20 protein-coding genes, 2 pseudogenes and 1 riboswitch are annotated in these 25170 nt (G+C 56.8%); of the genes and pseudogenes, 6 read left to right on the forward strand and 16 right to left on the reverse strand.

All coding sequences use genetic code 11. The features are described from left to right. Positions 1–17: 17 nt before the first annotated feature. The 4 genes from LN139_RS18750 to LN139_RS18765 all read right to left on the reverse strand — a co-directional run bounded on the left by LN139_RS18750 (position 18) and on the right by LN139_RS18765 (position 4923). Positions 18–2417: a type I restriction-modification system subunit M gene (locus LN139_RS18750; RefSeq protein WP_236355583.1), complete on the reverse strand. Its 2400-nt coding sequence runs from the start codon at positions 2415–2417 to the stop codon at positions 18–20. Positions 2418–2667: 250 nt separating this feature from the next. Then, complete coding sequence (locus tag LN139_RS18755) at positions 2668–4056, reverse strand: UvrD-helicase domain-containing protein (protein WP_236355584.1); 1389 nt, start codon at positions 4054–4056, stop codon at positions 2668–2670. Further along, a complete protein-coding gene (locus LN139_RS18760; protein WP_329611053.1) occupies positions 4043–4621 on the reverse strand; it encodes a hypothetical protein in 579 nt (192 codons plus the stop codon). Before LN139_RS18760 ends, LN139_RS18755 begins: the two co-directional genes overlap by 14 nt. After that, on the reverse strand, positions 4621–4923 hold the full coding sequence (locus tag LN139_RS18765) for a hypothetical protein (protein WP_236355586.1): 303 nt from the start codon (positions 4921–4923) through the stop codon (positions 4621–4623). The genes LN139_RS18760 and LN139_RS18765 overlap by 1 nt, the downstream gene beginning before the upstream one ends. A 150-nt stretch (positions 4924–5073) precedes the next feature. On the opposite strand from LN139_RS18765, the gene tnpA reads away from it, so the two are divergent. From tnpA to tnpC, 3 genes are read left to right on the forward strand one after another with little or no spacing between them, the layout of a single operon-like run. Then, a complete protein-coding gene (tnpA, locus tag LN139_RS18770) occupies positions 5074–5400 on the forward strand; it encodes an IS66-like element accessory protein TnpA (RefSeq protein WP_028695435.1) in 327 nt (108 codons plus the stop codon). Then, the gene (gene tnpB / locus LN139_RS18775; RefSeq protein WP_236355587.1) at positions 5397–5732 is read left to right on the forward strand and encodes an IS66 family insertion sequence element accessory protein TnpB; all 336 of its coding nucleotides are present in this window, start codon (positions 5397–5399) and stop codon (positions 5730–5732) included. Before tnpA ends, tnpB begins: the two co-directional genes overlap by 4 nt. Before the next feature lie 50 nt (positions 5733–5782). Next, positions 5783–7357, forward strand: coding sequence for an IS66 family transposase (gene tnpC, locus LN139_RS18780; protein ID WP_236360514.1), 1575 nt, complete (start codon positions 5783–5785; stop codon positions 7355–7357). Here the strand turns inward: tnpC and LN139_RS18785 are convergent. Together LN139_RS18785 and crcB are read right to left on the reverse strand one after the other, a co-directional pair. Further along, complete coding sequence (locus LN139_RS18785) at positions 7354–7683, reverse strand: DUF190 domain-containing protein (RefSeq protein WP_236355588.1); 330 nt, start codon at positions 7681–7683, stop codon at positions 7354–7356. The genes tnpC and LN139_RS18785 overlap by 4 nt on opposite strands. A gap of 10 nt (positions 7684–7693) precedes the next feature. Next, the gene (crcB, locus tag LN139_RS18790; RefSeq protein ID WP_236355589.1) at positions 7694–8077 is read right to left on the reverse strand and encodes a fluoride efflux transporter CrcB; all 384 of its coding nucleotides are present in this window, start codon (positions 8075–8077) and stop codon (positions 7694–7696) included. Positions 8078–8199: 122 nt separating this feature from the next. After that, positions 8200–8261: riboswitch (Fluoride riboswitch) on the reverse strand. Positions 8262–8472: 211 nt separating this feature from the next. On the opposite strand from crcB, the gene LN139_RS18795 reads away from it, so the two are divergent. Further along, positions 8473–8922 carry a uracil-DNA glycosylase gene (locus LN139_RS18795; RefSeq protein ID WP_236355590.1) on the forward strand — a complete coding sequence of 150 codons (450 nt, stop codon included), beginning with the start codon at positions 8473–8475 and terminating at the stop codon, positions 8920–8922. A gap of 3 nt (positions 8923–8925) precedes the next feature. Here LN139_RS18795 and LN139_RS18800 read toward each other — a convergent pair whose 3' ends face one another. After that, the gene (locus LN139_RS18800) at positions 8926–10071 is read right to left on the reverse strand and encodes a TDT family transporter (RefSeq protein ID WP_442964451.1); all 1146 of its coding nucleotides are present in this window, start codon (positions 10069–10071) and stop codon (positions 8926–8928) included. A 135-nt stretch (positions 10072–10206) separates the two neighbouring features. Between LN139_RS18800 and LN139_RS18805 the strand changes: the two genes are divergently transcribed. Then, the gene (locus LN139_RS18805) at positions 10207–11100 is read left to right on the forward strand and encodes a LysR family transcriptional regulator (RefSeq protein WP_236355592.1); all 894 of its coding nucleotides are present in this window, start codon (positions 10207–10209) and stop codon (positions 11098–11100) included. A gap of 660 nt (positions 11101–11760) precedes the next feature. On the opposite strand, the pseudogene LN139_RS18810 reads toward LN139_RS18805, so the two are convergent. From LN139_RS18810 to LN139_RS18850, 9 genes and pseudogenes are all read right to left on the reverse strand, one after another. Continuing rightward, positions 11761–11949, reverse strand: a pseudogene (locus LN139_RS18810) (DUF2813 domain-containing protein); the annotation flags it as partial. Positions 11950–12149: 200 nt separating this feature from the next. Then, a complete protein-coding gene (locus LN139_RS18815) occupies positions 12150–14438 on the reverse strand; it encodes an ATP-dependent DNA helicase (protein WP_236355593.1) in 2289 nt (762 codons plus the stop codon). Next, positions 14435–14872: a VPA1267 family protein gene (locus LN139_RS18820; protein ID WP_236355594.1), complete on the reverse strand. Its 438-nt coding sequence runs from the start codon at positions 14870–14872 to the stop codon at positions 14435–14437. The genes LN139_RS18815 and LN139_RS18820 overlap by 4 nt, the downstream gene beginning before the upstream one ends. Continuing rightward, positions 14872–15084 (reverse strand): hypothetical protein, encoded by a 213-nt coding sequence (locus tag LN139_RS18825; protein ID WP_236355595.1) that lies wholly within the window; start codon positions 15082–15084, stop codon positions 14872–14874. Before LN139_RS18825 ends, LN139_RS18820 begins: the two co-directional genes overlap by 1 nt. Before the next feature lie 201 nt (positions 15085–15285). After that, a complete protein-coding gene (locus LN139_RS18830; protein WP_236355596.1) occupies positions 15286–17283 on the reverse strand; it encodes an integrase in 1998 nt (665 codons plus the stop codon). A 113-nt stretch (positions 17284–17396) separates the two neighbouring features. Beyond that, positions 17397–18815 (reverse strand): site-specific integrase, encoded by a 1419-nt coding sequence (locus LN139_RS18835; RefSeq protein WP_329610971.1) that lies wholly within the window; start codon positions 18813–18815, stop codon positions 17397–17399. Beyond that, entirely contained in the window at positions 18808–20058 is a 1251-nt protein-coding gene (locus LN139_RS18840; RefSeq protein WP_236355597.1) for a tyrosine-type recombinase/integrase, read from the reverse strand. Before LN139_RS18840 ends, LN139_RS18835 begins: the two co-directional genes overlap by 8 nt. A 99-nt stretch (positions 20059–20157) precedes the next feature. Then, positions 20158–20694, reverse strand: a complete 537-nt coding sequence (ssb, locus tag LN139_RS18845) for a single-stranded DNA-binding protein (RefSeq protein WP_236355598.1) — start codon at positions 20692–20694, stop codon at positions 20158–20160. A 24-nt stretch (positions 20695–20718) separates the two neighbouring features. Next, positions 20719–22095 (reverse strand): MFS transporter, encoded by a 1377-nt coding sequence (locus LN139_RS18850; protein ID WP_236355599.1) that lies wholly within the window; start codon positions 22093–22095, stop codon positions 20719–20721. 201 nt (positions 22096–22296) lie between these two features. Here LN139_RS18850 and uvrA point away from each other — a divergent pair. Beyond that, positions 22297–25130 (forward strand): annotated as a pseudogene (gene uvrA, locus LN139_RS18855) (excinuclease ABC subunit UvrA). Positions 25131–25170 lie beyond the last annotated feature (40 nt).

The raw sequence follows: 25170 nt of genomic DNA on the forward strand, positions 1-25170 counted from the left end.
TATCTCATCTGCTGGATTCATACCGCAAACCCCATCTTCACCAGATGCATATTAACTTTTGCCGTCAGCACTTCCACCTCGGCATTCAGCGCCGGCAGCGGTATGGCATAGCGTTCGGCCAGCTGGCGGATACGGCCAGTGAGGGCCTGGGAAACCCGATCCAGTTCGGTCTGCACATCGGCTCGCAGGGTGGCCAGCCATTTATCGTCCACGACAAGGGCTTTCAGCTCAGCCTCGCTGAGTTGGGCATAGTGCGCCAGCACCTTAGCATTCAGCATCTTCTGCCCCGCTTTGGCCTTCTTGTTGGCTTCGGCCTCTCGCTCGATCAGCGCCAGGCATTGCTCCAGCGCCTGGTATTCTTCATCGGCGTCTTGGTTGTGCTTGATGACTTTCATACGTGCCTTGACGCTGGTGGCGGTGAGCTTGCCTTTGTCGGTCTTGCCTTCAGCCAGTGGGCCATCTTCACCGCCCTGCTCCTCCTCAAGCTCTTCCAGCTCACGGCTGACAGCGTCGCGTTTTGCCTCTAGTTCGCTGATGGCGGTAGCTTCGGTGGCGAAGTAGCGACGCACGATCAGCTCGGGCGGCAGCAGATCGATATTGGGTTCACCCTGGCTTGAGCCACTGGCTATTAGGGGCCTCCAGCCATCGATAACCAGTTGGTATACATCGTCCTGCAAGGTGGAGTACCAATAGTCTTGGAGATGCTGGTAGACGTCGTAGGCATCCAGCAGCGGTGCGGCTTCGAAGCGATGCAGCAGATCTTCGGCCAACTCTTTGAGCAGCGCTTTGGGCTGGTCGCCAATAGCGATGCCGGCTAGGTTCGGGCGATGTTCGGCAAGCCAGATCTCGAACAGGCACGCTACCGTTTGGCGAAAGGCTTCGAACTCGGGGTGGCCGAAGATGGTCGGCTTGATCTCGCTGACGGCGACTTTGAGGCTGAGGTAGCCGGGGCGCATTGGTTCGAACAGCGCGCCGCGCAGGTTTGGCATTACCTGCCAGTAGGCATGCAGGGCGTCGATATCACGCTCGGGAATGCCGCCATGCAGGTGGGCCTCGATGTCCTGAAGATCCTCTTCTTCGCTTGTGTCGATATAGCGCGGGATATTCAGGTTGAAGTCGTTGGCTTCGATCTCGGCCATCGGCACCAGACGCGCGAATTTCTCCACCTCAATTTGCTGAGTGAAGGTATCGACGATCTTGTGGATGTCCTGCTCACGCAGACGGTTCTTGTTGCCGTCCTTGATAAACCTCTTATTGGCGTCGATCAAGAACAAGCCCTTACGCCCGGCACTGCCTTCTTTGTCCAGCACGATGATGCAGGCAGGAATGCCGGTGCCGTAGAAGAGGTTGGCCGGTAGGCCGATGATACCTTTGATGTAACCCTGCTGAAGGATTCGCTTGCGGATGGCTGCTTCAGCTCCGCCCCGAAAAAGCACGCCGTGGGGCAGAATCACCGCTGCCTTGCCGGTGCTTTTTAACGAAGTGAGCATGTGCAGGAGAAACGCGTAGTCGCCATTCTTCTCAGGTGGAATGCCGTAGCTGAAACGGTTGTACTCGTCTTCTGCCGGTTTGAAGCCATTGCTCCAGGCCTTGGTGGAGAACGGTGGGTTGGCGACGATGAAGTCGAACAGCTTGAGGTTGCCCATCGGGTCTTTGAAATGCGGTGCGGACAGGGTGTTGTCCTTCCAGATTTCCGCCGTGGGGCAGTCGTGCAGGATCATATTCATCTTGGCCAAGGCGCTGGTGGCGTTGTCCATTTCCTGACCGTAGATGGCCAGATCCAGGCCGGAGACGCTCTTGGCTTCGTCGTGTGCCTTGAGCAACAGCGAGCCCGAGCCACAGGTGGGATCATAGATGCTCTGCTTGCTATCGGTAGCACCGGCCAGGCCGATAACCTGGGCCATGATCCGTGAAACTTCAGCAGGGGTGTAGAACTGCCCTTTACTCTTGCCGGACTCGGTGGCGAAGTGCCGCATCAGGTATTCGTAGGCATCACCGAGGATGTCATCACCCTGCGCGCGGTTGCTGCGGAAATCGAGGCCGGGCGAATTGAAGATGCTCACCAGATTGGACAGGCGGTCAACCATTTCCTTGCCCTTGCCGAGCTTCTCCTGGTCGTTGAAGTCGGCCACGTCGATGACGCCGGTGAGGTTATTGGCCTCGGCCAGGCGGGCGATGATCTGGTTGATCTTGTCGCCGATCTCTTTGTCACCCTTGAGCGCCACCATATCGGCAAAGCTACCGCCTTTCGGAACCTCGATCAGCGAGTTGGGATCGCCCGCGTACTTGTCCGACACGTACTTCACGAACAGCAGCACCAAGACGTAGTCCTTGTACTGCGAGGCGTCCATCCCGCCACGCAGCTCGTCGCAGGATTTCCACAGGGAAGAATAGAGTTCGGATTTCTTGATGGCCATCGAGCGTACTACCTAGCAATGCGGGATGGCAGGTCGCTAAGGAGCAAGGCCTCATGCGCGTCCCTGCCAAAAGGATGGTGAGAGTACCAGAAACGCGTATCGGGCTTCATCTTGCGCCGTACTATGGATTGAAAGTTGCCTCGGAGACTATTCCCCCTGAAGCAACACGTCCCTGCAGACTTATTAGCTACAGAAACGCCATATGGGAGTTACGAGCCGTTCTTTGGCAGTTCAAGAAACGGGAAGCCACCTAAAGGTTAGGCGACGGGAACTGTAAAATCGGCGATTTGCTGGATATCGTGAGCGTGTGTCTAGCTCTCGAAATAGCCACGTAGAACAGTTTCGCAGCGGCAAATCTCTGTGTGGTGTAATGCGAAGCGTCGGGAATCAGCACATGGTCAAACTCCAACCCCTTCAATAGCAGAGGGGTTGAGATCGTTCTGGCAATAGGTGCCCTACCTGAAAGGCTTAGGCGTTGCCTTACCGCTTCAGAGGCCGTTACCAAGCTATGATGCCGTCCTTCTACCAGCTCACTCAAAGCGCGCCTCGTGTCTGCGATGAGTTCGCCACGGAATGTCCTCGAAAGGGGATGGCTTCTTTCTAGCTTCAGGACGTCCAGTGCGTTGATTGCAGAGCCACCGACCGAGAGTTTTGCCCATGCGGCATAAATCTCAATGTCGAGCACTGGATCAGAAGGCTTTTCAGGGCTAGGGGCAGCACGGGTGATCGCGTCATCGACCAGCGACCTCAGCGCATCAGCACGTGCCTGTGGTGTCGATCCCGGCATGTCCCAGACTTCTGCGAAAATCATCAGACGCCGTGCAGCTATCTCTTCGATCGCTTGAAAGGCACCTCTGGTACTTTTGGCCAGTTGATCACATGTCTTACGCCAACAGTTGATGGCTGCTGTGGTACCTGACCGGGTATCGAACCCATCGAAGAACAACGACATGTCAAAGGCATCATTGCTCTGGATATAGGTGATAGGCCCATCTCGAAGGTCAATCGGGTGGCCGATCATGAGCTTCTGCCGAGTCTCAGCAATCCATCGCCCTAGCTCCACATTCGCACTGGCCCAGCGGTGAGGCACGACGAGATCGAATGCTGGAGTAAAGCCGGTTGCAACAGTGGTGTTCCAGGAAATTTTGGTCTCAACAAACTCAAAAATCCCCTGCATCGGATCCCCAAACACTACGGTCGGGACGATGCACGATAGCCACATGGCAATGGAATGCTGGTGCTGCTCGCAATCCTGGTATTCGTCGATCAGTACCCGGTCATAGGAGGCCTTGATGACCTCTTGAACCACAGGACTTTGCAGGATTGATATAGCACCGAGATAGACATCGTCCCAGTTGGGCTTAGTGGGATGCAGCGCCTGCCTCCCGGAGCGATTAGGAAAGGCCTGAACATATCTCCGCGCCCACGAAGCAATGGTATCCACCACCACCGACTCGCTGGGCACATGCATTCGCTTCAGCCGTGACCTAATGGCATGCACGCCCGCATGTGTATGGGTGAGCACCAGAGTCCTTTGGCCCAGCCCGGCGACCTTGGCAATCAGCTCCGTCTTCCCATGGCCGGCTGGAGCAACTACAGCCTTTCGGCTCAGGGCCAGAATCGACTCAGGCGTCACCATATAGCCACTGCTCGACAGAGTTAAGGCAGGCTCCTAGCGGAGAACCGGGCGAGCCCGCCACGATATTCGAAACCAGGAAGGATATCGTCCGGCCACGCTCGGCGGTCTTGAACCAGCTTTTCGCTGCAGCCAGATTACTCAGACGCTTACGATATTCGGTGAGGTCGGTCGCCAAATCCCAGTCATTGAAGCTTTCTAAGGTATCTACCTCTGGAAACTCTTTTGCTAGGTGATCATTGAGCGTCGGCTCACTCACAAATCCTGCGGCCAAATCCAGCAGGCCATCGACATGGTCGTTCGAGGCCGACAGGAAAACTGCCATCTCGGTGTTAAGCTCGTCACCGTACTCAATGACTTTTACACCTTGAGATTTGAGATTGGTGACAAAATGAGTCTTCAGTTTCCGATCCGAATCCCGGAACAGACCAACCTGATACCCTAGGGCGCGTAGGGCAAGAGCCAACGGCGGCCCTGCAGATCCGCCACCATCGACGATGGCTGCACCTAATTGCTCGATAGGGACGCCATCGTGCCGGTCTGGGTAATGCTCCCGTAAGCCGAGCATCAAGCCCAATTCTGTCGCTCCCTCGCAGAGAAGGATTCGCCGAGCGAATAGTGCTCGTGGAGCCCCCTCATGACGCGGGATATGTCTCCATTCGATGAGGCATGCTTAATGTCAGCGATAGCAGCCGGCGACCGAGATACGATGAACAAGGAGGGTGGCGGCAGCTCAGCGAGAACCACATCCGAGTGTGTGGTCATCAAGATCTGGCCTTTTGCGAGCTGATCGCCTTCAGGTTCCTTCTGCCATTTCTTCAACTGCGCCATGGCCCCAAGAACGCGATGAGGTTCAAGACCTTGTTCCAACTCGTCTACTAGGACAATCGCCCCTTCACTTATCGCCGAACGCTGTACAGTAAGCGGATGGCGAACACACCTTCAGAATCCCCAGATTAAGGGCGATGGTGTCCACCTTAAAATACGTGGACACCATCGTCCTTAATTCAGAGGAACACCATGCGTCAGCGCACCTCTTATCCCAAACTCTTCAAGGCCCAAGTTGTCCAGGAATGCCTGAGCCCCGATGTATCCATTGCCAGCGTGGCGCTGCGGCACGGCATCAACGCTAATCTGGTTCGCAAGTGGATACCTATCTATCGTGACCGGCAGGCTTCTGCCTTGCCTGCATTTGTACAGTTGAAGCTTGAGAACGCTGCGGCGACGCCTGCTCTGCAGGATGTAGCCCGCATCGATATTTCCTCAGGGCAGCAAGCAGTCACTGTGAACTGGCCGATCTCCGACCCGGACGGCTGCGCCCGCTTTATCCGTAGCCTCTCCCAATGATTCGCATCGACGCCATCTGGCTCGCCACCGAGCCTATGGACATGCGCGCCGGTACCGAAACTGCCCTTGCCCGTGTGATCGCCGTGTTCGGTGCGGCGAAGCCGCACTGCGCTTATCTGTTCGCCAACCGCCGCGCTAATCGGATGAAAGTACTCGTGCACGACGGCGTGGGTATCTGGCTGGCCGCGCGCCGCCTGAACCAGGGCAAATTCCATTGGCCTGGCACACACCGGGGCCTGGAAGTCGAACTCGACGCCGAACAACTTCAAGCGCTGGTGCTGGGCCTGCCTTGGCAACGGGTTGGCGCTAACGGCGCGATTACGCTGCTCTGAATTGGGGCCTTTAGCTGTGTCGGGTGGGCTGCTTTGGTAAAATCCACGGCATGACTTCCACGCCTAATCTCGACCAAATGACCCCTGATCAACTGCGCGCACTCGCTGCGCAGTTGCTGTCGAAGGTCGACACCATGGGCCGCAAGATCCATCGTGACGAGACGATCATCGAGCAGCTCTCTCACGAAATCGCCATTCTCAAACGCCACAAGTTTGCCAAGCGCAGTGAGCAGATCAGTCCGGCGCAAGGCAGCTTGCTGGATGACTTGCTCAGCACTGACCTCGAAGCCATCGACGCCGAGTTGAAAGCACTTCGTCCAGCGCCTGCACCGGACGAAGCACGCCAACAACCTAAACGTGCGCCGCTGCCGCCGCAGTTTCCGCGTACCGTCATTTATCACGAGCCAGAGAACACTCAATGCTCCTGTGGCTGCCAACTTCAACGCATCGGCGAAGATGTTAGCGAGAAGCTGGATTACACCCCTGGCGTGTTCACTGTTGAGCAACATGTACGTGGCAAATGGGCCTGCCGTCATTGCGAAACACTGACTCAAGCGCCGGTACCGGCGCAGGTGATCGATAAGGGGATCCCCACCGCTGGCTTGCTGGCCCACGTGATGGTGGCAAAATTCGCTGACCATCTTCCGCTGTACCGGCAGGAAAAGATCTTCGGTCGTGCCGGCCTGGCGATACCGCGTTCGACGCTGGCTCAGTGGGTCGGCCAAACCGGCGTACAACTGCAACCCCTGGTAGATGCGCTGCGTGAAGCCGTGCTGGCCCAGCAAGTCGTCCATGCTGATGAAACACCGGTGCAGATGCTGGCCCCGGGCGAAAAGAAAACGCACCGAGCGTATGTCTGGGCCTACTGCACGACACCGTTCTCGGCACTGAAAGCGGTGGTCTACGACTTCAGCCCCAGCCGTGCAGGCGGACATGCGCGCAATTTCCTGGGCACCTGGGACGGCAAGCTGGTGTGCGATGACTTCGCAGGCTACAAAGCCGGCTTCGAGCAGGGCATTACCGAAATCGGCTGCATGGCCCATGCCCGGCGCAAGTTTTTCGACCTGCATGTGGCGAACAAAAGCCAGTTGGCCGAACAGGCGCTGCACTCCATCGGCGGGTTGTACGAAATCGAACGGCAGGCCAAGGACATGAGCGATGAAGACCGCTGGCGATTACGCCAGGAAGTTGCGGTGCCCATCGCTGAAAAGTTGCACGAGTGGATGATCGCTCAACGCGCGCTTGTGCCCGAGGGATCGGCCACAGCCAAGGCACTGGATTACAGCCTGAAACGCTGGATAGCGCTGACACGCTACCTGGATGATGGGGCTGTGCCTATCGACAATAACGCCGTGGAGAACCAGATCAGGCCGTGGGCGCTCGGTAGATCGAACTGGCTCTTCGCAGGATCACTGCGCAGCGGTAAACGGGCAGCCTCGATCATGAGCCTGATCCAGTCCGCCCGCATGAATGGGCACGATCCGTACGCGTACCTGAAGGATGTGTTGACGCGGTTGCCGACACAGAGGTTTAGCGAGATTGATGAACTGCTACCAAGCTTCTGGCAGCCGTCTTGCACCGCTCATCCATCACTAAAGCAAGAGTTCCATACTCTCAGCCACTAGCTATGCCTACCAGAGGTTCCCATTTCAATGGGCACTTTAATAAAAAACACCTGAACACCATCTGCTTCAAGCCTCTCGAAAAGCGTATTACATTCCTGCTCCGTAATCGCGAGACTCAGTTGAACTGGCATGTCAGATAGTTCGATAAAGTGCGCGGAGTGCAGCTTTCGGTCTCGACCAAATCCTTCTGTTGCTACGTTGAGTGTCGCTCCTTCAAAGCCTAGGTCGCGTGCAAGATCCATGAGCCATTCACTGATTTGCTGATGGCCGTGACGGCGATCTTGCTGGGTATAAAATGTAACCAAGTAACCATTAACAGAATTCATGCTATAACCCTCACCTTGGATTGAATAAAAAGTAGGTGGCCATTCCTAGCGCAGTCAGGCACAGAGACCCAACCACGTGCACTGTGATCGCTGCAAGCGCCATCAACAGTCGTCCTTGCTGGATCAAGACCATGGTCTCGGCGGAAAATGTAGAGAAAGTCGTCAAGCCTCCGCAGAAGCCTGTGATCAGGAAAAGCCGCCATTCAGGAGCAATACCAGGCAGGTTTGCAAAAAACGCAACGGCGACGCCTATGATGTAGGCGCCTATAAAATTGGCGACGACGGTACCTGGCGGTAACGAAGGAAACCAACTGTTGAGTTTCAGGCCCAGCGCCCAGCGAAGCCATGCGCCAAGCGCAGCACCTCCAGCGATAGCCATCAGTGACTTCAGCACGATGTGAACCCTTCCCACAGAACGGTGGGATAAGGCAAGCGCTGATTTAATAGGTAGTAACGTCGAAAATACATTTCCTGTCCTCGTCTATGGACAGGGCGCACCTACGCACCCTGTCAGGGGTTAGCGTAGGCATCATCAGCACGGGGCGGTTGTGAGGAGGAATGCCATCTCCTTGGAGGCAACATATCACTCCCATAATTGTCAGGTAAATAGCGCGTTACGATCAACGATGCGAGCGTCACTTATATCGATGTCCAGGGGGTTGATGAATATTGAAGATGCGCGCAGACATCGTCTGTACTATCGCTCCGTTGCAGCCTTGAATAGATGGGTGGAAGCCTACTGCTTCAGGGTGCAGAAAATTGCCTTACTTTGATCCACTGGATGGCGGAGTGGATGCTCGTATCCTGATATTGCTGGAGTCTCCGGCGAGGGACAGCTCATGGCCACGCTTCGTTTCTCGCGACAATGCAGGGCCTGCGCAGCGAAACCTGAAGCGCTTCCTGGAACAGGCATGCCTCGCGCGTGAGCAGACCATTTTGTGGAACCTCTATCCATGGCTGCCGGATCTGGGCAGCCCTGCACAAGCCATCAGCCGCTCGAAAATCATTGAGGGCGTCGAACTCCTGAAAGAGGTACTGGATCTGCTCCCGCGCCTTCGCGTGGTGGTCTTGGCCGGACGCGTGGCGCAGAGAGGGGCACCGGGAATCGAACATTATCGCCCCGAGCTCAGGCTACTCGCCATGCCTCACCCAAGCCCGCTTTCAGTGTGTCAGCACCCCGATGTCACTAAAGAAATCGTCTCCACGCTCACCCGAGCGGCGCAACTGGCAAGCGTCTAATCGTCAGCGACTGGCGCGCTTGGCGTTCAGTGACGCGATACAAGGCGATACGAACAAATTGCCACGGTATGCACCGGCAGCAGTTTTGCTTGCAACCACCAGCCACATGATGGCCAGCAGCATCACCAGGATAACGCCCAGCACATCAAAAAAGGCCAGGTTCAGCGTCGCGCCGAGCTTCAACGTTGTCACCGCATACACCCCCAGCGGGAAGGTGAAGCCCCACCAGCCAAGATTGAAGGGTATGCCGCCCTTGGCGTAACGCGCAGTGATCAACAGCGCCAACAGCATCCACCATAAGCCCAAACCCCAGAACAGGACACCCGACACCACCCCGATCCCCCCGGCCACCGCGCCGATGCCTGGCATGCCGTGAGCGGCGAAGATTGCGGGTGCATCGTTGCCAATGACCAACATGCCCAGAGCACCGGTACCAATCGGCCCCAGCGATAACCAAGAGGACGCCGCCATGCTCTCATGGGGCAACTTATGAAGTGCCAGACGCAGTACCAGAATAACCAAAATGCTCAAGGCCACTGGAACCGAGTAGGCCCACAAGACGTAGCTGGTGATCAGCATCGTGAACTGAGCGCTGGTATCAGCAAGATGCGGTGCAATGGTACCGCCGCTCGCCGCTGCCACTTCCGCCGCTACCACCGGAAGCAGCCATACAGCAGTCATCTGATCGATGCTGTGCTCCTGCCTTGTAAACATCATGAACGGGATCAACACCCCACACGCCAGTGCCATGGCGACGTCCAGCCACCAGAGCACATGAGCCAAGGGGATCACACCGTCTCCCCAGTTTGGGAGGCCGTACTGAACCAGGCCGTTGATGATCGTTGCCAGCCCCATCGGTATCGTGCCGAAAAACATCGAAACCGTGGAATGCCCAAAGATCTGTTTAGCTTCATCGAAGAAGAACACCCAGCGGGCGGCGTACATCAAGGTGAAGACGGTGAACAGCAGGATATTGAATAGCCAAAGGGCCTCGCCAACACTTGCAAGCAGCGTACTGTGACCTGGCAACTGCCCCAGGGCCAAGGCAAGAATGCCGGTGCCCATCGTGGCGGCAAACCAATTAGGCGTGAACTGCCGAATCGCCTCTTTGGGATTGGAAAGCGCCGAGAGTGGCTGGCCGCCCTGCATGATCTTGGTAAGGCTGATCTCGCGCATAAAACCTCCGAATGATTGCGATGCGGCAACAGGTTCAGAATAGCGGCATGCGCTTATCTGGAAAAACGGGTATTTTGAATATGGCATACCTATTTTAAAGGTAAGAAAGTGAAGCTCACACTTCGGCAACTGGATATCTTCCGCGCTATCGCCCAACTGGGTTCAACCACCCAAGCCAGTGCAGCCCTTGCCCTGTCGCAATCAGCCACCAGTGCGGCACTCCATGAACTCGAAGGCGCATTGGGTATTCGACTCTTTGACCGCGTCGGCAAACGCCTGGTGCTGAACGAAAACGGCCAGACACTGTTGCCCAAGGCTATCCGCCTGCTGGAGGCTGCGCTGGAGATCGAGGATGGTTTTCGGACTGACGTGGTCGCGCGGCTGCAAGTAGGTTGCAGCACGACGATTGGCAACTACATCATGCCGCAGTTGATGCAAGACATGGCCAAGCGCGCCGGCGGGATGCAGATCGATGTCATCCTGGGCAACAGCGCAGAGATCGCCCGGCAGGCGGCACAGTTGTCAATTGACGTTGGCCTGGTCGAAGGGCCGAGCCACCAGCCCACTCTGGCCGTGCAGGCCTGGTGTGAAGACGAGTTGATCATTGTCGCAGCGGCAGATGACCCGCTGGCCCACAAGGGGCGGCTCTCGCTTGGTGACCTGCAAGACGCGCGATGGCTGGTGCGCGAAGAGGGATCGGGCACGGCTGAAGAGGTGCAACGCTGGCTTTTTCCACACCTGGGTGCCTGGCGCAATGCCCGGCAGATTGGCAGTTCAGAAGCCATCAAGCGGATGGTAGCGGCGGGCGTCGGAATCAGTTGCCTTTCCTATTGGGTAGTCGGAGACCTCATCGCCGAAGGCAGCCTGATCTCGTTGAACCACGTGATTCCTGAGCACAAGCGGCAGTTGCACGCGGTTTATCACAGGGACAAGTTTATCTCTCGCTCTCTTGAAACCTTTTTCAGTGTGATCAAGGATTTTGCGTCGGCCAACGCCAGATGAGGGGCCACGCGATGCCCTCATCAAAATGGAAGACGTGTTCACCAGCCGCTTACGCTGTACAGCCAATGTCGCCAAGCGCCGGGTTCCGAGCCCTGCCAGCCGCAGTGGTACGGAACCATCGTGCAATGCAATCGACCCCGAGTTAAATCCTCCCCGCCCCAATTCCAAATCCGGGCAGTAGGACTCATTGATGTAAGCACCAAGAGAACGAGCGGCGGTTTCCGCAGACGCAGCTGCCTGCGCCAGCTCCGTGATTGCACCAAGATTCGCGCTCTGGCGAGCGGAGCGGTAAGCATGAGCCAGCATCTGAGCGGTCTCGTCGTTCGCCTCCGTCATTTTCGAAAGGACTGACCCTTGGGCCCAAGTGAGATGCCGCGCTTCGTCCCCAGCGAGACGAATAAGACAAAACATTGCCCTGTCCCTATTCGAAAGCACCCGAGGTACGGGGTACCGATCACAGACCAAAGACCAAACCGGCTCCATGGTAGCGTCGACCGAAAGTCTCACCGTGAGAACAGGCTCATCGGCGTCTTCAGGCTCATCGTTCAGTTGACCACTTGGAGAAAGGCCACGCAGATACAGGCCGAAACGACCATCTGATAGCAAAGCACGCGACAACTCGCCAATTGAAACCTCGACCTCGATGTCCTCAGCGGTATTGGCGTGGTGGAAGTCAGCCTCGTTGAAGGTCATCCACCGAGGAGAAAGCGCTGCCTCCACCGCGTCCAGAACGGTGGTCTTGGCACTGTCGCCTACGCCGATCAGGCAGCAGATTGACTGCTCCATCAGGTTCCATTCGAGATGCTTGATGCCCCTGAAATTCTTGACCTTCAACTGCTCAACGCGCATCAATCACCTGAAAAAGTGGCGTATTGCAATCAAGGTTAGCTGTATACCCAGAATTCTCCAGAAAAATTCGGCTTTACCCGCTGTCGCGAGACCCGACGTGCAGGTATGGCGAAGTGTTGACAGCTGAACAGCAGCTGATCAATGGACGTGCTCATCTAGGCACTGCCGGCTCTTTTGCAAAAGCTGCAATGACTCGCTCGTCAGGCGGCTTGGCACAGCGACGGCAGGGCATCTTCAAGCATGGCCTTGAGACCCACCTGGCGGGAGAATGCGCGTGGAGGCAGAGCAACCGCCTCTTTCACGGCATCAACGTCGCCAACGAATATGACCTGGATCTGGGCTCTGGTCAGCGCTGTGTAAGCGAACGTGCGATCAAGCACCTTGGACTTCACCACGGGAATGATGACCCGTCGGAACTGGGAGCCTTGGCTCTTGTGAACGGTGATCGCATACGCGTGCTGAATGAGGTCAACGTCAGAGTGGAACAGGTAGTGCTGAGCACCCTCAAAATCAGCTCGGGCGAGCGCTGAACGCCACAGCGGTCGCTCCTCAGTACCTATATTGACATTGATGGGCTCATCAAAGACGGTCAACAACCGACCTAGCCGACCGTTTTGTAGGTTCCTGCTCCAATCGTTGGCCGTGTAGATAAGCAGATCGCCCTCACAAAACCCTGTTTGTTCGAGAACGCCCGAATCATCATTAATCACCTCAAGCTGACGAGCACCTGCCGCATAGCGCAGGTGGCACAGTCGGTTGATTGGCTCAACTCCTGCGTATGGGCTCGACCGAGTAGCGGCCAGGATCTGAGAGTTGCCCCTGTCCATTTCATAGAGACGCATTGTTTCAGAGATGATTTCCGCCTCTGCACATGGGACGAAGACCACCTCTGCACTCTCCAGCGCACTGAAAGCGGGCCACTTGCCTTCTCGAATAGCGCTTGCTGCAACGGGAATCTCAGATCCCTTGGCCTGCCGCTTAACCTCAGTCAGACGGGTAACTGGGATCGCTGCAAGCTGGCAGAGCACGTGGAAGACCAGGCCGGCACCAATCGGTGGAAGCTGGAACGGATCACCGACAAGCACTAGGTGCGTTCCGGCTGGCAGCTTCTGCGTGAGCTTGTAGAAGGTGACGACGTCCAACATAGAAGCTTCGTCGATCACAACAACTGGGCACTCGCCCATATCCCCTTCCGTCACGCTGCGAAGGAAGCCCGCAATCGTCATCGCAGTCTCTTGCGTCGCTTCAGTCATACGAGCAGCCGCCCGCCCCGACAAGGCCATTTGAAACCTTGGCCGGCCAAGCGTATCCAGCGCTTTATAAAGGGCTTTGAGCACGGTCGTTTTGCCAACACCGGCTCCGCCAGTAATGATGCTGAAGCGATTGTTAAACGACGTTTTCACAGCATCACGCTGAGCGTCATTCAACGTAAAGGCGCTCAGTCCCAGGTGGTCTCGCTCAGACCCTTCGAAATCAGCAATGATGCGAGTGACATCGGTCTGAAACAGCGGCAACTGGACATCTGGCTCACGCAGCAATGACAGGATGAATTCTGCGCAGCTCCGCTCCATGATGTACGTGCCTGGAGCATGAAGCATCACATCACCGCTCGCTGTCTCTCGAGCGATGAACTGCCCACTTGTTGTGCCCTGAAGCAGCGCCTTGGCCAGTGCAGCCGTGGGTGCCCGGTGAGGGGCTAATAGCCTGCTGACCGTCTGGTGGAGATCGGAGATCGTCGCACAGGTATGTCCTTTCTCGGCAATACGATAGAGCGCTTCCTCCATAGCCGCCCGAAGACGCCGAGGATCATCGAGTTGAACAGAGAATCGCTCACGAGCGACCCCATCTACCGTCGCCCAGCTACCGCTGAAACTGAGCAATCGGTACGGGTCGTCCTGAAGCGCCAAAATGGTGTTGCCCTTGTGAAACTTGATGGCCTTACGAGCCAGATCAAGGGGAATACCCTTGTCCTGAACAAACCTCAGCGTCTTGGCATCGCCATTCTCAAGCCAGGCACTAAATAGGTCAGTTCGGACGCTCTCGGACGGGAGGATCTTGCTGATCGCGTGGTGGTTTGAGAAGTCCAGGATGTCGTAGAGAGCCTCCTGGTGAGCGTCCCACAGTTTCGTGGCTTTGACTTCACCCACGCCTGGCGCATTGTCTGCGAGCCACTGAATAAGCTGGCTACCACTTGGTCGTACCAGCCGAATATCTTGAGCGTTGACCTGAATCTCCGAAACCTTGAAGCCAGAGTGCTCACGATGCACGACCGTACTTTCGCCGTACACGTCGTAGATCCCGCCAACCTCGACCGTCGAGCTGGGGGCCGTGCTGGCAGGCACAGCAATCACAATGGCTGTCGATCTATCGTTGACGCCCGACTCAACATCCACCCTGTGCCCAAAGGCAATGCATCCTTTGCGGTTTGCGGATCGAATGCGGGTCACACGCACGGTGACGTTCAACAATGAAGGATACGAGCCATTCATCGTGGCATCCGCCCTGTTTCATCCAAAAATGCAGACATTAGCCTGCAGCGCTCAAGCATGGATTTGGCCTTACCCAGCTCCGCTCGCAGCGAAGCGTTTTCCTGCTCAAGGTTATTAAGTCGCTGACTATCTTGGCGGCGTTGCTTGGCCTGGACATCCCTGATGACTGGCTTGTCTGCCATTTGATTAGAGCCATCACCCTCAGCAGGTAGGACTCCGCGCTTGCGTAGTTCCGCCTCCAGCTCTTCCAATTCGGCCTTGATGGTTGGGTTTTGAGCTAGAGCACTCCGGGCGAAGCCACATTCAGCAAAAATCTCAGAGCGCTTGAGCTGACCTCGATACACATATTCTCGGAAATCATCATCCGACTTCGACTGGGCCCACGCTCTAAACGCAGCGAGGTTATCCCCGCCTTTTTGCTGACCATTAGCCATCAGGTTTTCTTCTCCGCCGAATCTCGGTCAATCACAGGAAGCTGATCATCAAGCACTGCCCTTGATATCCCGCGTTTCTGTGCGTTGTATTGCCAGCGAATGAACTGCTCCGTGAAACGCTCATTTTCAGAGGTCAATCGAGCGACTTCGCTCTCAAGCTTTCGGATTTTTTGCTCGGCAATCGCGAGGCTTTCGGGGCGCTTACTGGGCATAAGCCCCGTCTTGAGATACGTTTTTTTGCGTCGTATGCCTCCTTCACCGCCTGATGGGCATAAAGAGTCTGACGAGTCGGGCGAAAGCCAAGTACCTCCGCCCCTTTGCTGCAAAGCCCCTCCCAGGTGAGCTTTCCTGACCAAGCGTCGATGAGGTCTACCAGTATCTGGGTGTGACGTTTCGTTAGGTGCATGGCCATGTCAGAACATATCCATCGCGAAATCCAGCAAAGGTAGTTCAGGAACAGGTTCGGACAGCTGCTTTGCATCCTGGCGGGCAGAAACCTCGCGCTTCAGCAGACTGTATTCCTGGTCATTGTTGAGCATGATTACGCTGCCATCCCGCACGTCAGGGTTTTCCATGATCTCGATAAGCTGGTCGAGCCGCTCCAAGGTCTTAATTTGATGCTGACTCCAACGATCAGCCCCAAAGTATCCCGACGCATCTGCAGCTTTAGCCCTTTCAAGCTGAACACATGTGAGCTGTCGCTGCATTTTGAGCCGCTCCAGTTTTTCAACGTCACCTTTTACGCAGGCATGCTCCGTACAGTTCAAGCAATCCATATGCTTCTGGCATGGCAACATCGAGTAGTCGTGGACGCAGTAACCGTAAATAGTGATATGGGCGATGGCATCCCCAATGGCCTCCAGGTCGGCCAGAGTCACCGGGGCGTTGGCTTGAACTTTATCAAGTACCCCTTCAGGTAAAGCGTTCTCGCTGATCTTGACGTACTCGTCCTCAGACATGTGGTTATACACAGGGTTCTGATGGATGTTTGCCCGCCCAGACCATCTCGCAATATCCAACTGCCCAACATTCCCACGTTGAGCAGCGGTGTTGAGGAGGTGCCGAATCTGGTGAGACGTCATTGTAATTTCGGAGCCGTCTGGGTTTTTATATCCGTTGCGACTCCAAATACTTCGCTCTTGTCCATTAATGAAGTTCAGGTCAGTTGTGAATGCACTTTTACCAGGAACCCATAGCTTTACCCGGCTGGTGGTCAAGTCCAGTCGAAACTCATGCGCTCGATAGCAACACAAGGCTTGCGAGTACTTGAGATTCCGCTCGACATCTAGCCAGGGGAATCCTTTGGGCAGTACTGAATGGCAGTACTCATTGAGGAACGAGAGCGTTAGTGGTTCATTGCGCTGTCGCCATTGCTTGTAGGGCGCATAATTTTGGAAGTAAGCCTCGATAGCCGAACGGCTGTTGTCAGCTCGCAGCCCCAGCGCAAGACAGGCTTGTTCGTCTGTCAGCGGTGCATCCTCTGAAACGTCTGGGCATTCATCATGCCGGTAGAATTTCGTAGGATTGGTTTCATACCACCTCGCCAGAGCCCGACCCTCTTCGGATAGCTCGGTGAGACGCCTGACAGCCTCCTCAGTGATGTCTTCGATAAATGGAAGCACATATTTGATATCCCAGGCGTACCCCTTACCCGCAAAGAAGCGAAGGCCAAGCCGTTCAACACCCTTTTTGTCTTTTTGACGATGTAAGACATTCAAGGGAAGCTTCTGAACCTCAGTAATCCTTGATGGAGCTGACATCAGCAAGGCAAAGATCGACGATGTGAATCGATCACGTGGATGCAGGGAGTCGTTAGCAAAAATCTCTGCCATAGCAGCCATATGAGCATCGTCGGGTAACGTCCCATCGCGCTTTGCCTTAGTCGCCGGGTCAGTCCGGTCAATCTCCTTTGGTTTGGAAATTGGATTTCTCCACTCCAAGCGACTAGGAACGATCTTGCTTTCGTTGAGAAATTTGACCAGTCTCTCTAGCGCGTTTCCTGCTTGGTAACTGGAGGCTTCATATTCACGAGCGATACCACCAGCGACATCAAGTACCGTAGTGTCCACGAGAGAAATATCGGCAACACCTTTTACTGACAGCAATGCAGGCTCTATGCAGCGCAATGCCTTTAGCTCGTTGACTAATTTCGTCCTATTGATGCCCTGCTGATAGCGCACATAGGCTTTAGCAAACGGCATAATTTCCGAGTTAAGAAGCTGGGCAGAGGTGTAGCCTCGCGAAGGCGCACCTTTGATCGTAAAGTTTCCAACACTCGGCCAGGCGTTTGAGTACCAGTCCAGATCTGCGCCGAATACAGTTAGGCGGTCACGGCAGAGCTCAATGAACTCGGCGAGGTTTTGCCGGGCATCTTTTTCAGCCTTAGGTACAAAGACAATAATATCAGCCACGTGCAATCACTCCTTTGGCCACTTCGCACCGATGAATCACATCGCTCACCGCCAGAATCAGCCGATCATTCGTCGATGCGACTTTTAGGTCACCCGTCAGGTCTCTGACGCGATCACGCTGCTCTATCAACCCTTCCAGACTCTTCGTGTGGGCCATCCAGCCAAGGCTGAAAGTAAGCGCAGGTGTAGCACGCAAGCGGAGCCAGGGCGTTGCAGAAACCATAGCTGCCGCAGTTGCCAACCCCGGCCCTTCCATTCGTTACCCTGCTAGATGGGTCTCTCCCGCGAAGCGCATCGCTTTCCGACGAGATCAGGACGCCTCTGAATGCCTGAGCAATCGGAGCTAGCTGCATTGCGACGGCCTTGTTTATCCGCTCTACAATTTCAGGGATGTTTCGGACATACACACCAGCATTTTGGGTGTCCGAATGATCAAGAGCCTCTGCAATCACGTATTCGCCTTGACCTTCACGGGCCAGATTTGTCCCGAGGGTATAGCGAAAGCGATTGGGGTTTAGGTGCAGCGGAAATCCTGTGCGCTCACTTACGACCCCTAGCGTGACACCTGCTTCTCTGACAATGACGCCGACGTCATGAGATGGGATGTGTAGCTGGTCGGAGCTCAGTACTGAGCGGATATCGTCAGGTGAAAGGTGATCACCGACATTAGGGAACAGTGGGAGCTCACCCCTTACTTCAGGCGGGATGGATTTAACCTTCAGCGCCCTGCAAAACAGTTTCGTAACCTCATCTGCCTGCTGATTTAGCAACAGCCAAAGATCTTCGATTACCGCAAATTTCTTGAAAGTCGAACGCCATTTCATCCCGCGCTGTTTGGCGCGGGGAAAATTTACGAAATATTTTTCCCCAACGTGAATTAGGTCTTTGATTTTCAGTGCAGAGACTTGCGCTGGGCGGCGCCCAGTCATAGCCAACGCCATCACCAGGCATGTATCTGACAAGGTAAGGCGTTTTTGCACAAATGCATGCGTAGTAGCCTCAATAACACCCTGCATCTCAATGTCTGTGAGCGGCCCCTCGTCAGGGCACATGGACTGAACAGCGCGTCCCTTTTCATTTCCCTTGATGACAAGGTTGTCGAGGAGAGTGAGCGTTTCCTCCGGAATACCCGAATAACCCAGCCTCGCCCATTGCTTGAGGAATACTCGGGTTGTGGATAGATACCACTCTCGATTGCGGTCTAGGCTTGCCTTGTAGGAAATGACGGACTCCACCGAGAACAACACTGCGCCGTTGAGTTCTCGGACGTAGTGAGCAAGACGCTCCATGAGATTTTTCACATGGGACGGGGAGCTATGTTTTGCATAGAATGCCAGCACTTGCCTAAAAGTAAAGGCATTGCCAGGAAACTCATTACAGAAGTTTCCAACAGGCATATCAATATCTTTACTGAGGCGCCAGCGATCACCACCGAGTTCGACGACGTAGCCTTCACGGGATAGAAACGTCTCACCCTGATGCTGATGGACAACTCTGTTTGTTTCCACCGCCGAGGCGAGCATTTCACTCATCACCAGCTCCTGGCTTACGGTTCATGTATCGCTCTTGAAGCTCAAGGCCCGCTTTCTGCGCCTTTTCCTTCGTACGCCTAACGTTGTAGATAGCTGCAGTTCCGGAGGTCTCACTCCAGCCCATCCAGTAGGAACGGGTTTTTTCCTCTTCCTCGGGGCTCATTCCACGCTCCTCAGCTATACGAGAGAATTCGTAGTTCCAGTTGTGCCGCAGCGCATGGGCATGAAAACCAGCCCCTTCAACAAGATCACCCAGCGCTCCCATCCACTTGCCGAACGCGCCGATGGAGAGCGGTGCCCCCTCTGTGGGGCCTGATTTGTGCGTGATGAACAAGAAGTCATGCCGACGAGCACCAGGCACCTTAGTACGCTGCTTCGAGACGTACTCGTAGACCCGCTTCATGAGCTCAGGATGTATGCGCAAGCGCCTTGGCAAGGTTTTGACAGTTGGCTGATGCTTTCGCATATCGGCAACCGAGTCTGGTCGCCGCACTACCGACATGGTGTTCGCACCAAAATCGAAATCTGAAATCCTCAGATTAAGCAGTTCCCCCCGCCTGATCCCTGTCAGCTTGAGGATGAAGAAAACCAATGCGTTCCGAAGCTGGACACCATATTGCTTAGCTGGGTTGTTCGGAGCATCTGGCCTGAGGGCATCTTCAATCACCTGGATCACCTCATCGGTGAGGTGTATTTCATCCCGGTCTTGGGAAGACTTTTGAGGCTTACTGGGCCGATGCGCCTTGATGGCCTCAACCATCTTCTTGATTCGTTCGTCATCAACCCCCGGTGCCTGCCTGTGCGCCAGGAACTCAAGATAACTGGCGACGATAGATAGCCGGAAGTAGTGAACGCTGACGCCTACCACCTTCAGCTTTTTCTTGATTGGGGTGACCTTTTGCGTCTTATCGGTGAGCAACGAACGCTGAAGGAAGTCGCACAGGTCTCTGATCTGGTTTTGATCAAGCAGCTCGCTACGCGAAAGCATCGACTCCACGCTGAGGCCAGAATGAGCCTCCCAGGCGCAGAAGGCCTTAAGTGCGTTGAGCGCATTCGTGATTGAGCTGGCGGCAAGTGAGCGAGCTCGCAGCACCCAGGTTGCGAACAGAGTGGGATAGAAAAGCGGCATGCCTTGGCCATCGACCAAGACCGAAAACCTTTCGCCGTCCGACCCTCTGAACCGTCGTATTGAGATATCCATGTCCGCACCAATACTTAACACTTTTACATGGTTGCAGAACATAGAAAACACGTCAACAAAAACTTTACAGCCATAAAACGCAAAACCCCCGCAGCGCGGGGGTCTTGGCTTGAAACTTTACAAAAAGTTCCGAGGTTGGCTCTAGAACGGAATATCATCATCGAAACTGTCGAAGTCCGCCGCAGGCTGTTGCGCTTGCTGAGGCGCAGCCTGCTGCTGGCGCGGGGCCTGCTGTGGGCGCTGGGCCTGTTGGCGAGGCGCTTGCTGCGCATAGTTGCCGCCGCCACCGCCTTGGTCGTAATTACCCTGGCCTTGCTGGCCACCCTGGCCCTGCTGGCGGCTGCCCAGCAGTTGCATGGTGCCTTGCATGTCGACGACGATCTCGGTGGTGTAGCGCTTGATGCCGTCTTTTTCCCACTCGCGGGTCTGCAGCTTGCCTTCGACGTAGATCTGCGAGCCTTTGCGCACGTATTCGCCGGCGACTTCGGCAACACGGCCGAACAGCGAAACACGGTGCCATTCGGTGCGCTCGACCTTCTGGCCGCTCTGCTTGTCGGTCCACTGCTCGCTGGTCGCCAGGCTGAGATTGGTGACCGCGTTGCCGTTGGGCAGGTAGCGCACTTCCGGATCCTGGCCGACGCTGCCGACCAAAATGACTTTGTTAACCCCGCGGGCCATATCGTTCTCCCGGGAACGCCCCTATCAAGCCGGATTGACCAGCGCTTCGATGGCGGAGCGATCCACTGTTTTAGTATCGAATTTGATGTAGACGGCGGCCTCTTCGGCCACCACCACGGCGTCTGTCACTCCCGGGACGGCCATCAGCCGTTCGCTCAGGCTGGCATCGCCCAATGCCTGGTTCGCCAGCGGCATGCGCAGGCTGGTGACGTAGGGTGGTTCGCGCATGGTACCAGCAATCACCAGCCACAGGGCGAGCAAAACGGCGCTTCCGAGGAACGCACCACTCAGGCCACCGTGCTGGTAGAGCCAGCCACCGAGAATGCCGCCGAGCGCTGCGCCCAGAAACTGGCTGGTGGAGTACACCCCCATCGCAGTGCCCTTACCGCCTGCCGGCGACACCTTGCTCACCAGCGAAGGCAAGGATGCTTCGAGCAGGTTGAACGCGGTGAAGAACACCACCGTGCCCACCACCAGGCGCTCAAGGCCGAAACCCCATACCCAGAAAAACAGCTCGGTGAGCATCAGAACCGCAACCGCCCCCAGGAGGACGCGTTTCATCTTGCGCTTTTTCTCGCCGTAGATGATGAACGGAACCATTGCAAAGAATGAGACGAACAACGCGGTGAGGTACACCCACCAATGCTGCTCCTTGGGCAGGCCGGCGCGCTCCACATAGGCAAGCGGCAGCGCCACGAAGCTGCACATCAGCACGCCGTGGAGAATGAAAATACCAGCGTTCAGGCGCAACAGTTCGCCGTTGCGCAAGGTTGGCTTCAGCGCCTGGCGCGCCACGCCCGATTCGCGGTGTTGCAGCAACCCATTGCCGCGCGGCACCACGAAGGCGACCAGCAGCAGGCCGACCATCGCCAGCACCGCTGTAGCCAGGAACAGCCCCGACAACCCGAAAGCGCGGGTCAGCAAAGGCCCCACCACCATCGCGACTGCGAACGAAAGCCCGATGCTCATGCCGATCATCGCCATGGCCTTTGTGCGGTGCTGTTCGCGCGTGAGATCGGAAAGCAGCGCCATCACCGCTGCCGAGATGGCCCCCGCGCCTTGCAGCACGCGCCCGCCGATGACGCCCCAGATCGAATCCGCATGCGCCGCCAGCAGGCTGCCCAGTGCGAACAGCACCAACCCCACATAGATCACGGGCCGGCGGCCGATGCGGTCGGAAACGATACCGAAGGGGATCTGCAGCAGCGCCTGGGTCAGGCCATAGGCGCCAATGGCAAGGCCGATCAGTGCCGGGGTAGCGCCGGCCAGGTCCATGCCGTAGGTGGCCAGCACTGGCAGCACCATGAACATGCCCAGCATGCGGAAAGCGAACACCAGCGCCAGGCTGCCAGCGGCGCGTGTTTCGCCGGCGCTCATGCGTTCGCGATGAAGATCGTGCATGAAAAAACCTCGTATGAACCGGCGGCGATTCTACCAGTCGGATCGGTTAACGGCACGGCCGGCGACGCTTTGCCACATTAAGGGATCTTCACGGCCACCCGTCGAGTTTCCTACATGCTCCAGCGTGCTTTCATACAGCTGTACAGAGCGTTGCCGCGCCCCCGTATACTGCTAGGTTTCCGCCCGCCGAGCGAGGCTGCTTTGGACAAGATCCTGATTCGTGGGGCACGTACCCACAACCTGAAAAACATCGATTTGACCCTGCCCCGTGACAAGCTGATCGTCATTACCGGGCTCTCTGGCTCAGGCAAGTCTTCCCTCGCCTTCGACACACTTTACGCCGAGGGCCAGCGCCGCTACGTCGAGTCGCTGTCGGCCTATGCTCGGCAGTTCCTGTCGATGATGGAAAAGCCCGATGTGGACACTATCGAGGGCTTGTCGCCGGCGATTTCCATCGAGCAGAAGTCCACTTCGCATAACCCCCGCTCCACCGTCGGCACCATCACCGAAATCTACGACTACCTGCGCCTGCTCTACGCACGCGTCGGCACACCGCGCTGCCCGGACCACGACGAGCCACTCGAGGCGCAGACCGTCAGCCAGATGGTCGACCAGGTGCTGGCTGAGCCGGAAGGCCGCCGGTTGATGTTGCTCGCCCCGGTGATCCGGGAGCGCAAAGGCGAGCATCTGGCGGTATTCGAAGAGCTGCGTGCTCAAGGCTTCGTGCGGGCCCGTGTGGATGGCCGCCTTCACGAGCTGGACGAACTGCCCAAGCTGGACAAGCAGAAGAAACACACCATCGAGGTCGTGGTGGACCGGTTCAAGGTTCGCGCCGACCTGCAACAGCGGCTGGCCGAGTCCTTCGAGACCGCGTTGAACCTGGCCGATGGCATTGCGCTGGTGGCGTCGATGGACGAAGAAGGTGGCGAAGACACCATCTTCTCCGCACGCTTCGCCTGCCCCATCTGCGGCCATTCAATCAGCGAGCTGGAACCGAAGCTGTTCTCCTTCAACAACCCCGCTGGTGCGTGCCCGACCTGCGACGGGCTGGGCGTGAAGCAGTTCTTCGACGCCAAGCGCCTGGTCAATGGCGAGCTGACGCTGGCCGAAGGTGCCATACGTGGCTGGGACCGGCGTAACGTTTACTACTTCCAGATGCTTGGCTCGCTCGCCGGGCACTTCCGTTTCAGCCTCGAAGAGCCATTCGAAAGCCTGCCGGCCGATGTGCAAAAGGTGCTGCTGTATGGCACTGGCAAGCAGAGCGTGGACTTCAAATACCTCAATGACCGGGGTGACATCGTCAAGCGCTCGCACCCGTTCGAGGGGATCATCCCCAATCTTGAACGGCGTTACCGGGAGACCGAATCCAACACGGTTCGCGAGGAGCTGGCCAAGTTCCTGAGCACACAACCTTGCCCGGATTGCCGTGGCACGCGCCTGCGCCGTGAGGCTCGCCATGTGTGGGTCGGCGAGAAAACGCTGCCGGCGGTGACCGGCATGCCTATCGGCGAAGCCTGGGAATACTTTGGCCAACTGAGCTTGACCGGCCGGCGTGGCGAGATCGCCGACAAGATCCTCAAGGAAATCCGCGAGCGCCTGCAGTTCCTGGTGAACGTGGGCCTGGATTACCTGACTCTGGACCGCAGTGCGGACACCCTCTCCGGTGGCGAGGCCCAACGTATTCGGCTCGCCAGCCAGATCGGCGCGGGGCTGGTGGGCGTCATGTACATCCTGGACGAACCTTCAATCGGCCTGCACCAGCGCGACAACGACCGGCTGCTGGCGACGCTCAATCATCTGCGCGATATCGGCAACACAGTGATCGTGGTCGAGCACGACGAGGATGCGATTCGCCTGGCGGACTATGTGGTGGATATCGGCCCGGGGCCGGCGTACATGGCGGGCAGATCGTCGCCGAGGGCACACCGGACGAAGTGATGGCACACCCGGATTCCGAGACCGGCAAGTACTTGTCGGGGCGCAAGAAGATCGTGGTACCCGCCAAGCGCACCCCGCGCAACAAGAAGCTCGCTGTCACCATCAAAGGGGCTCGTGGCAACAACCTGCAAAAGGTCGACCTCGAGATTCCGGTAGGCCTGCTAACATGCGTCACGGGCGTATCTGGCTCGGGCAAGTCGACGCTCATCAACAACACTCTGTTTCCGTTGAGTTCAACCGCGCTCAACGGCGCGACTACGCTCGAAGCTGCGGCGCACGACAGCATCAATGGCCTGCAGCATCTGGACAAGGTCGTAGACATCGATCAAAGCCCGATCGGCCGTACGCCCCGCTCCAACCCCGCGACCTACACAGGCCTGTTCACCCCGATTCGCGAACTGTTCGCAGGTGTTCCGGAGGCCCGCGCGCGCGGTTACGGCCCGGGCCGCTTCTCGTTCAACGTCAAGGGCGGCCGCTGCGAGGCTTGCCAGGGCGATGGTTTGATCAAGGTGGAGATGCACTTTCTGCCGGACATCTACGTGCCCTGCGACGTTTGCAAGAGCAAGCGCTATAACCGCGAAACCTTGGAGATCCGTTACAAGGGCAAGAGCATCGACGAGGTGCTGGACATGACGATCGAAGATGCCCGCGGTTTCTTCGATGCAGTGCCTGCCTTGGCGCGCAAACTGCAAACCCTGATGGATGTCGGCCTCTCGTACATCAAGCTTGGGCAGTCGGCCACAACCCTGTCAGGGGGCGAGGCGCAAAGGGTCAAGCTCTCACGTGAGCTGTCCAAGCGTGATACCGGCAAGACGCTGTACATCCTCGACGAACCGACGACAGGTCTTCACTTCGCCGATATCCAACAGTTGCTGGATGTACTGCACAGGTTGCGTGACCACGGCAACACGGTGGTGGTGATCGAGCACAACCTGGACGTGATCAAGACGGCCGACTGGCTGGTGGACCTCGGGCCTGAGGGCGGCTCGAAGGGCGGCCAGATCATCGCGTGCGGCACGCCGGAGGAAGTGGCGCAAATGCCTCAGTCCTACACGGGCAAGTACCTCAAGCCGTTACTGGAGCGCGACCGGGCATGAGCAAAAACGCCGCCCTATTGGGGCGGCGTTTTTTGTCAGC

It is taken from the genome of Pseudomonas sp. KNUC1026 (assembly GCF_021650705.1).
Lineage (GTDB): Bacteria > Pseudomonadota > Gammaproteobacteria > Pseudomonadales > Pseudomonadaceae > Aquipseudomonas.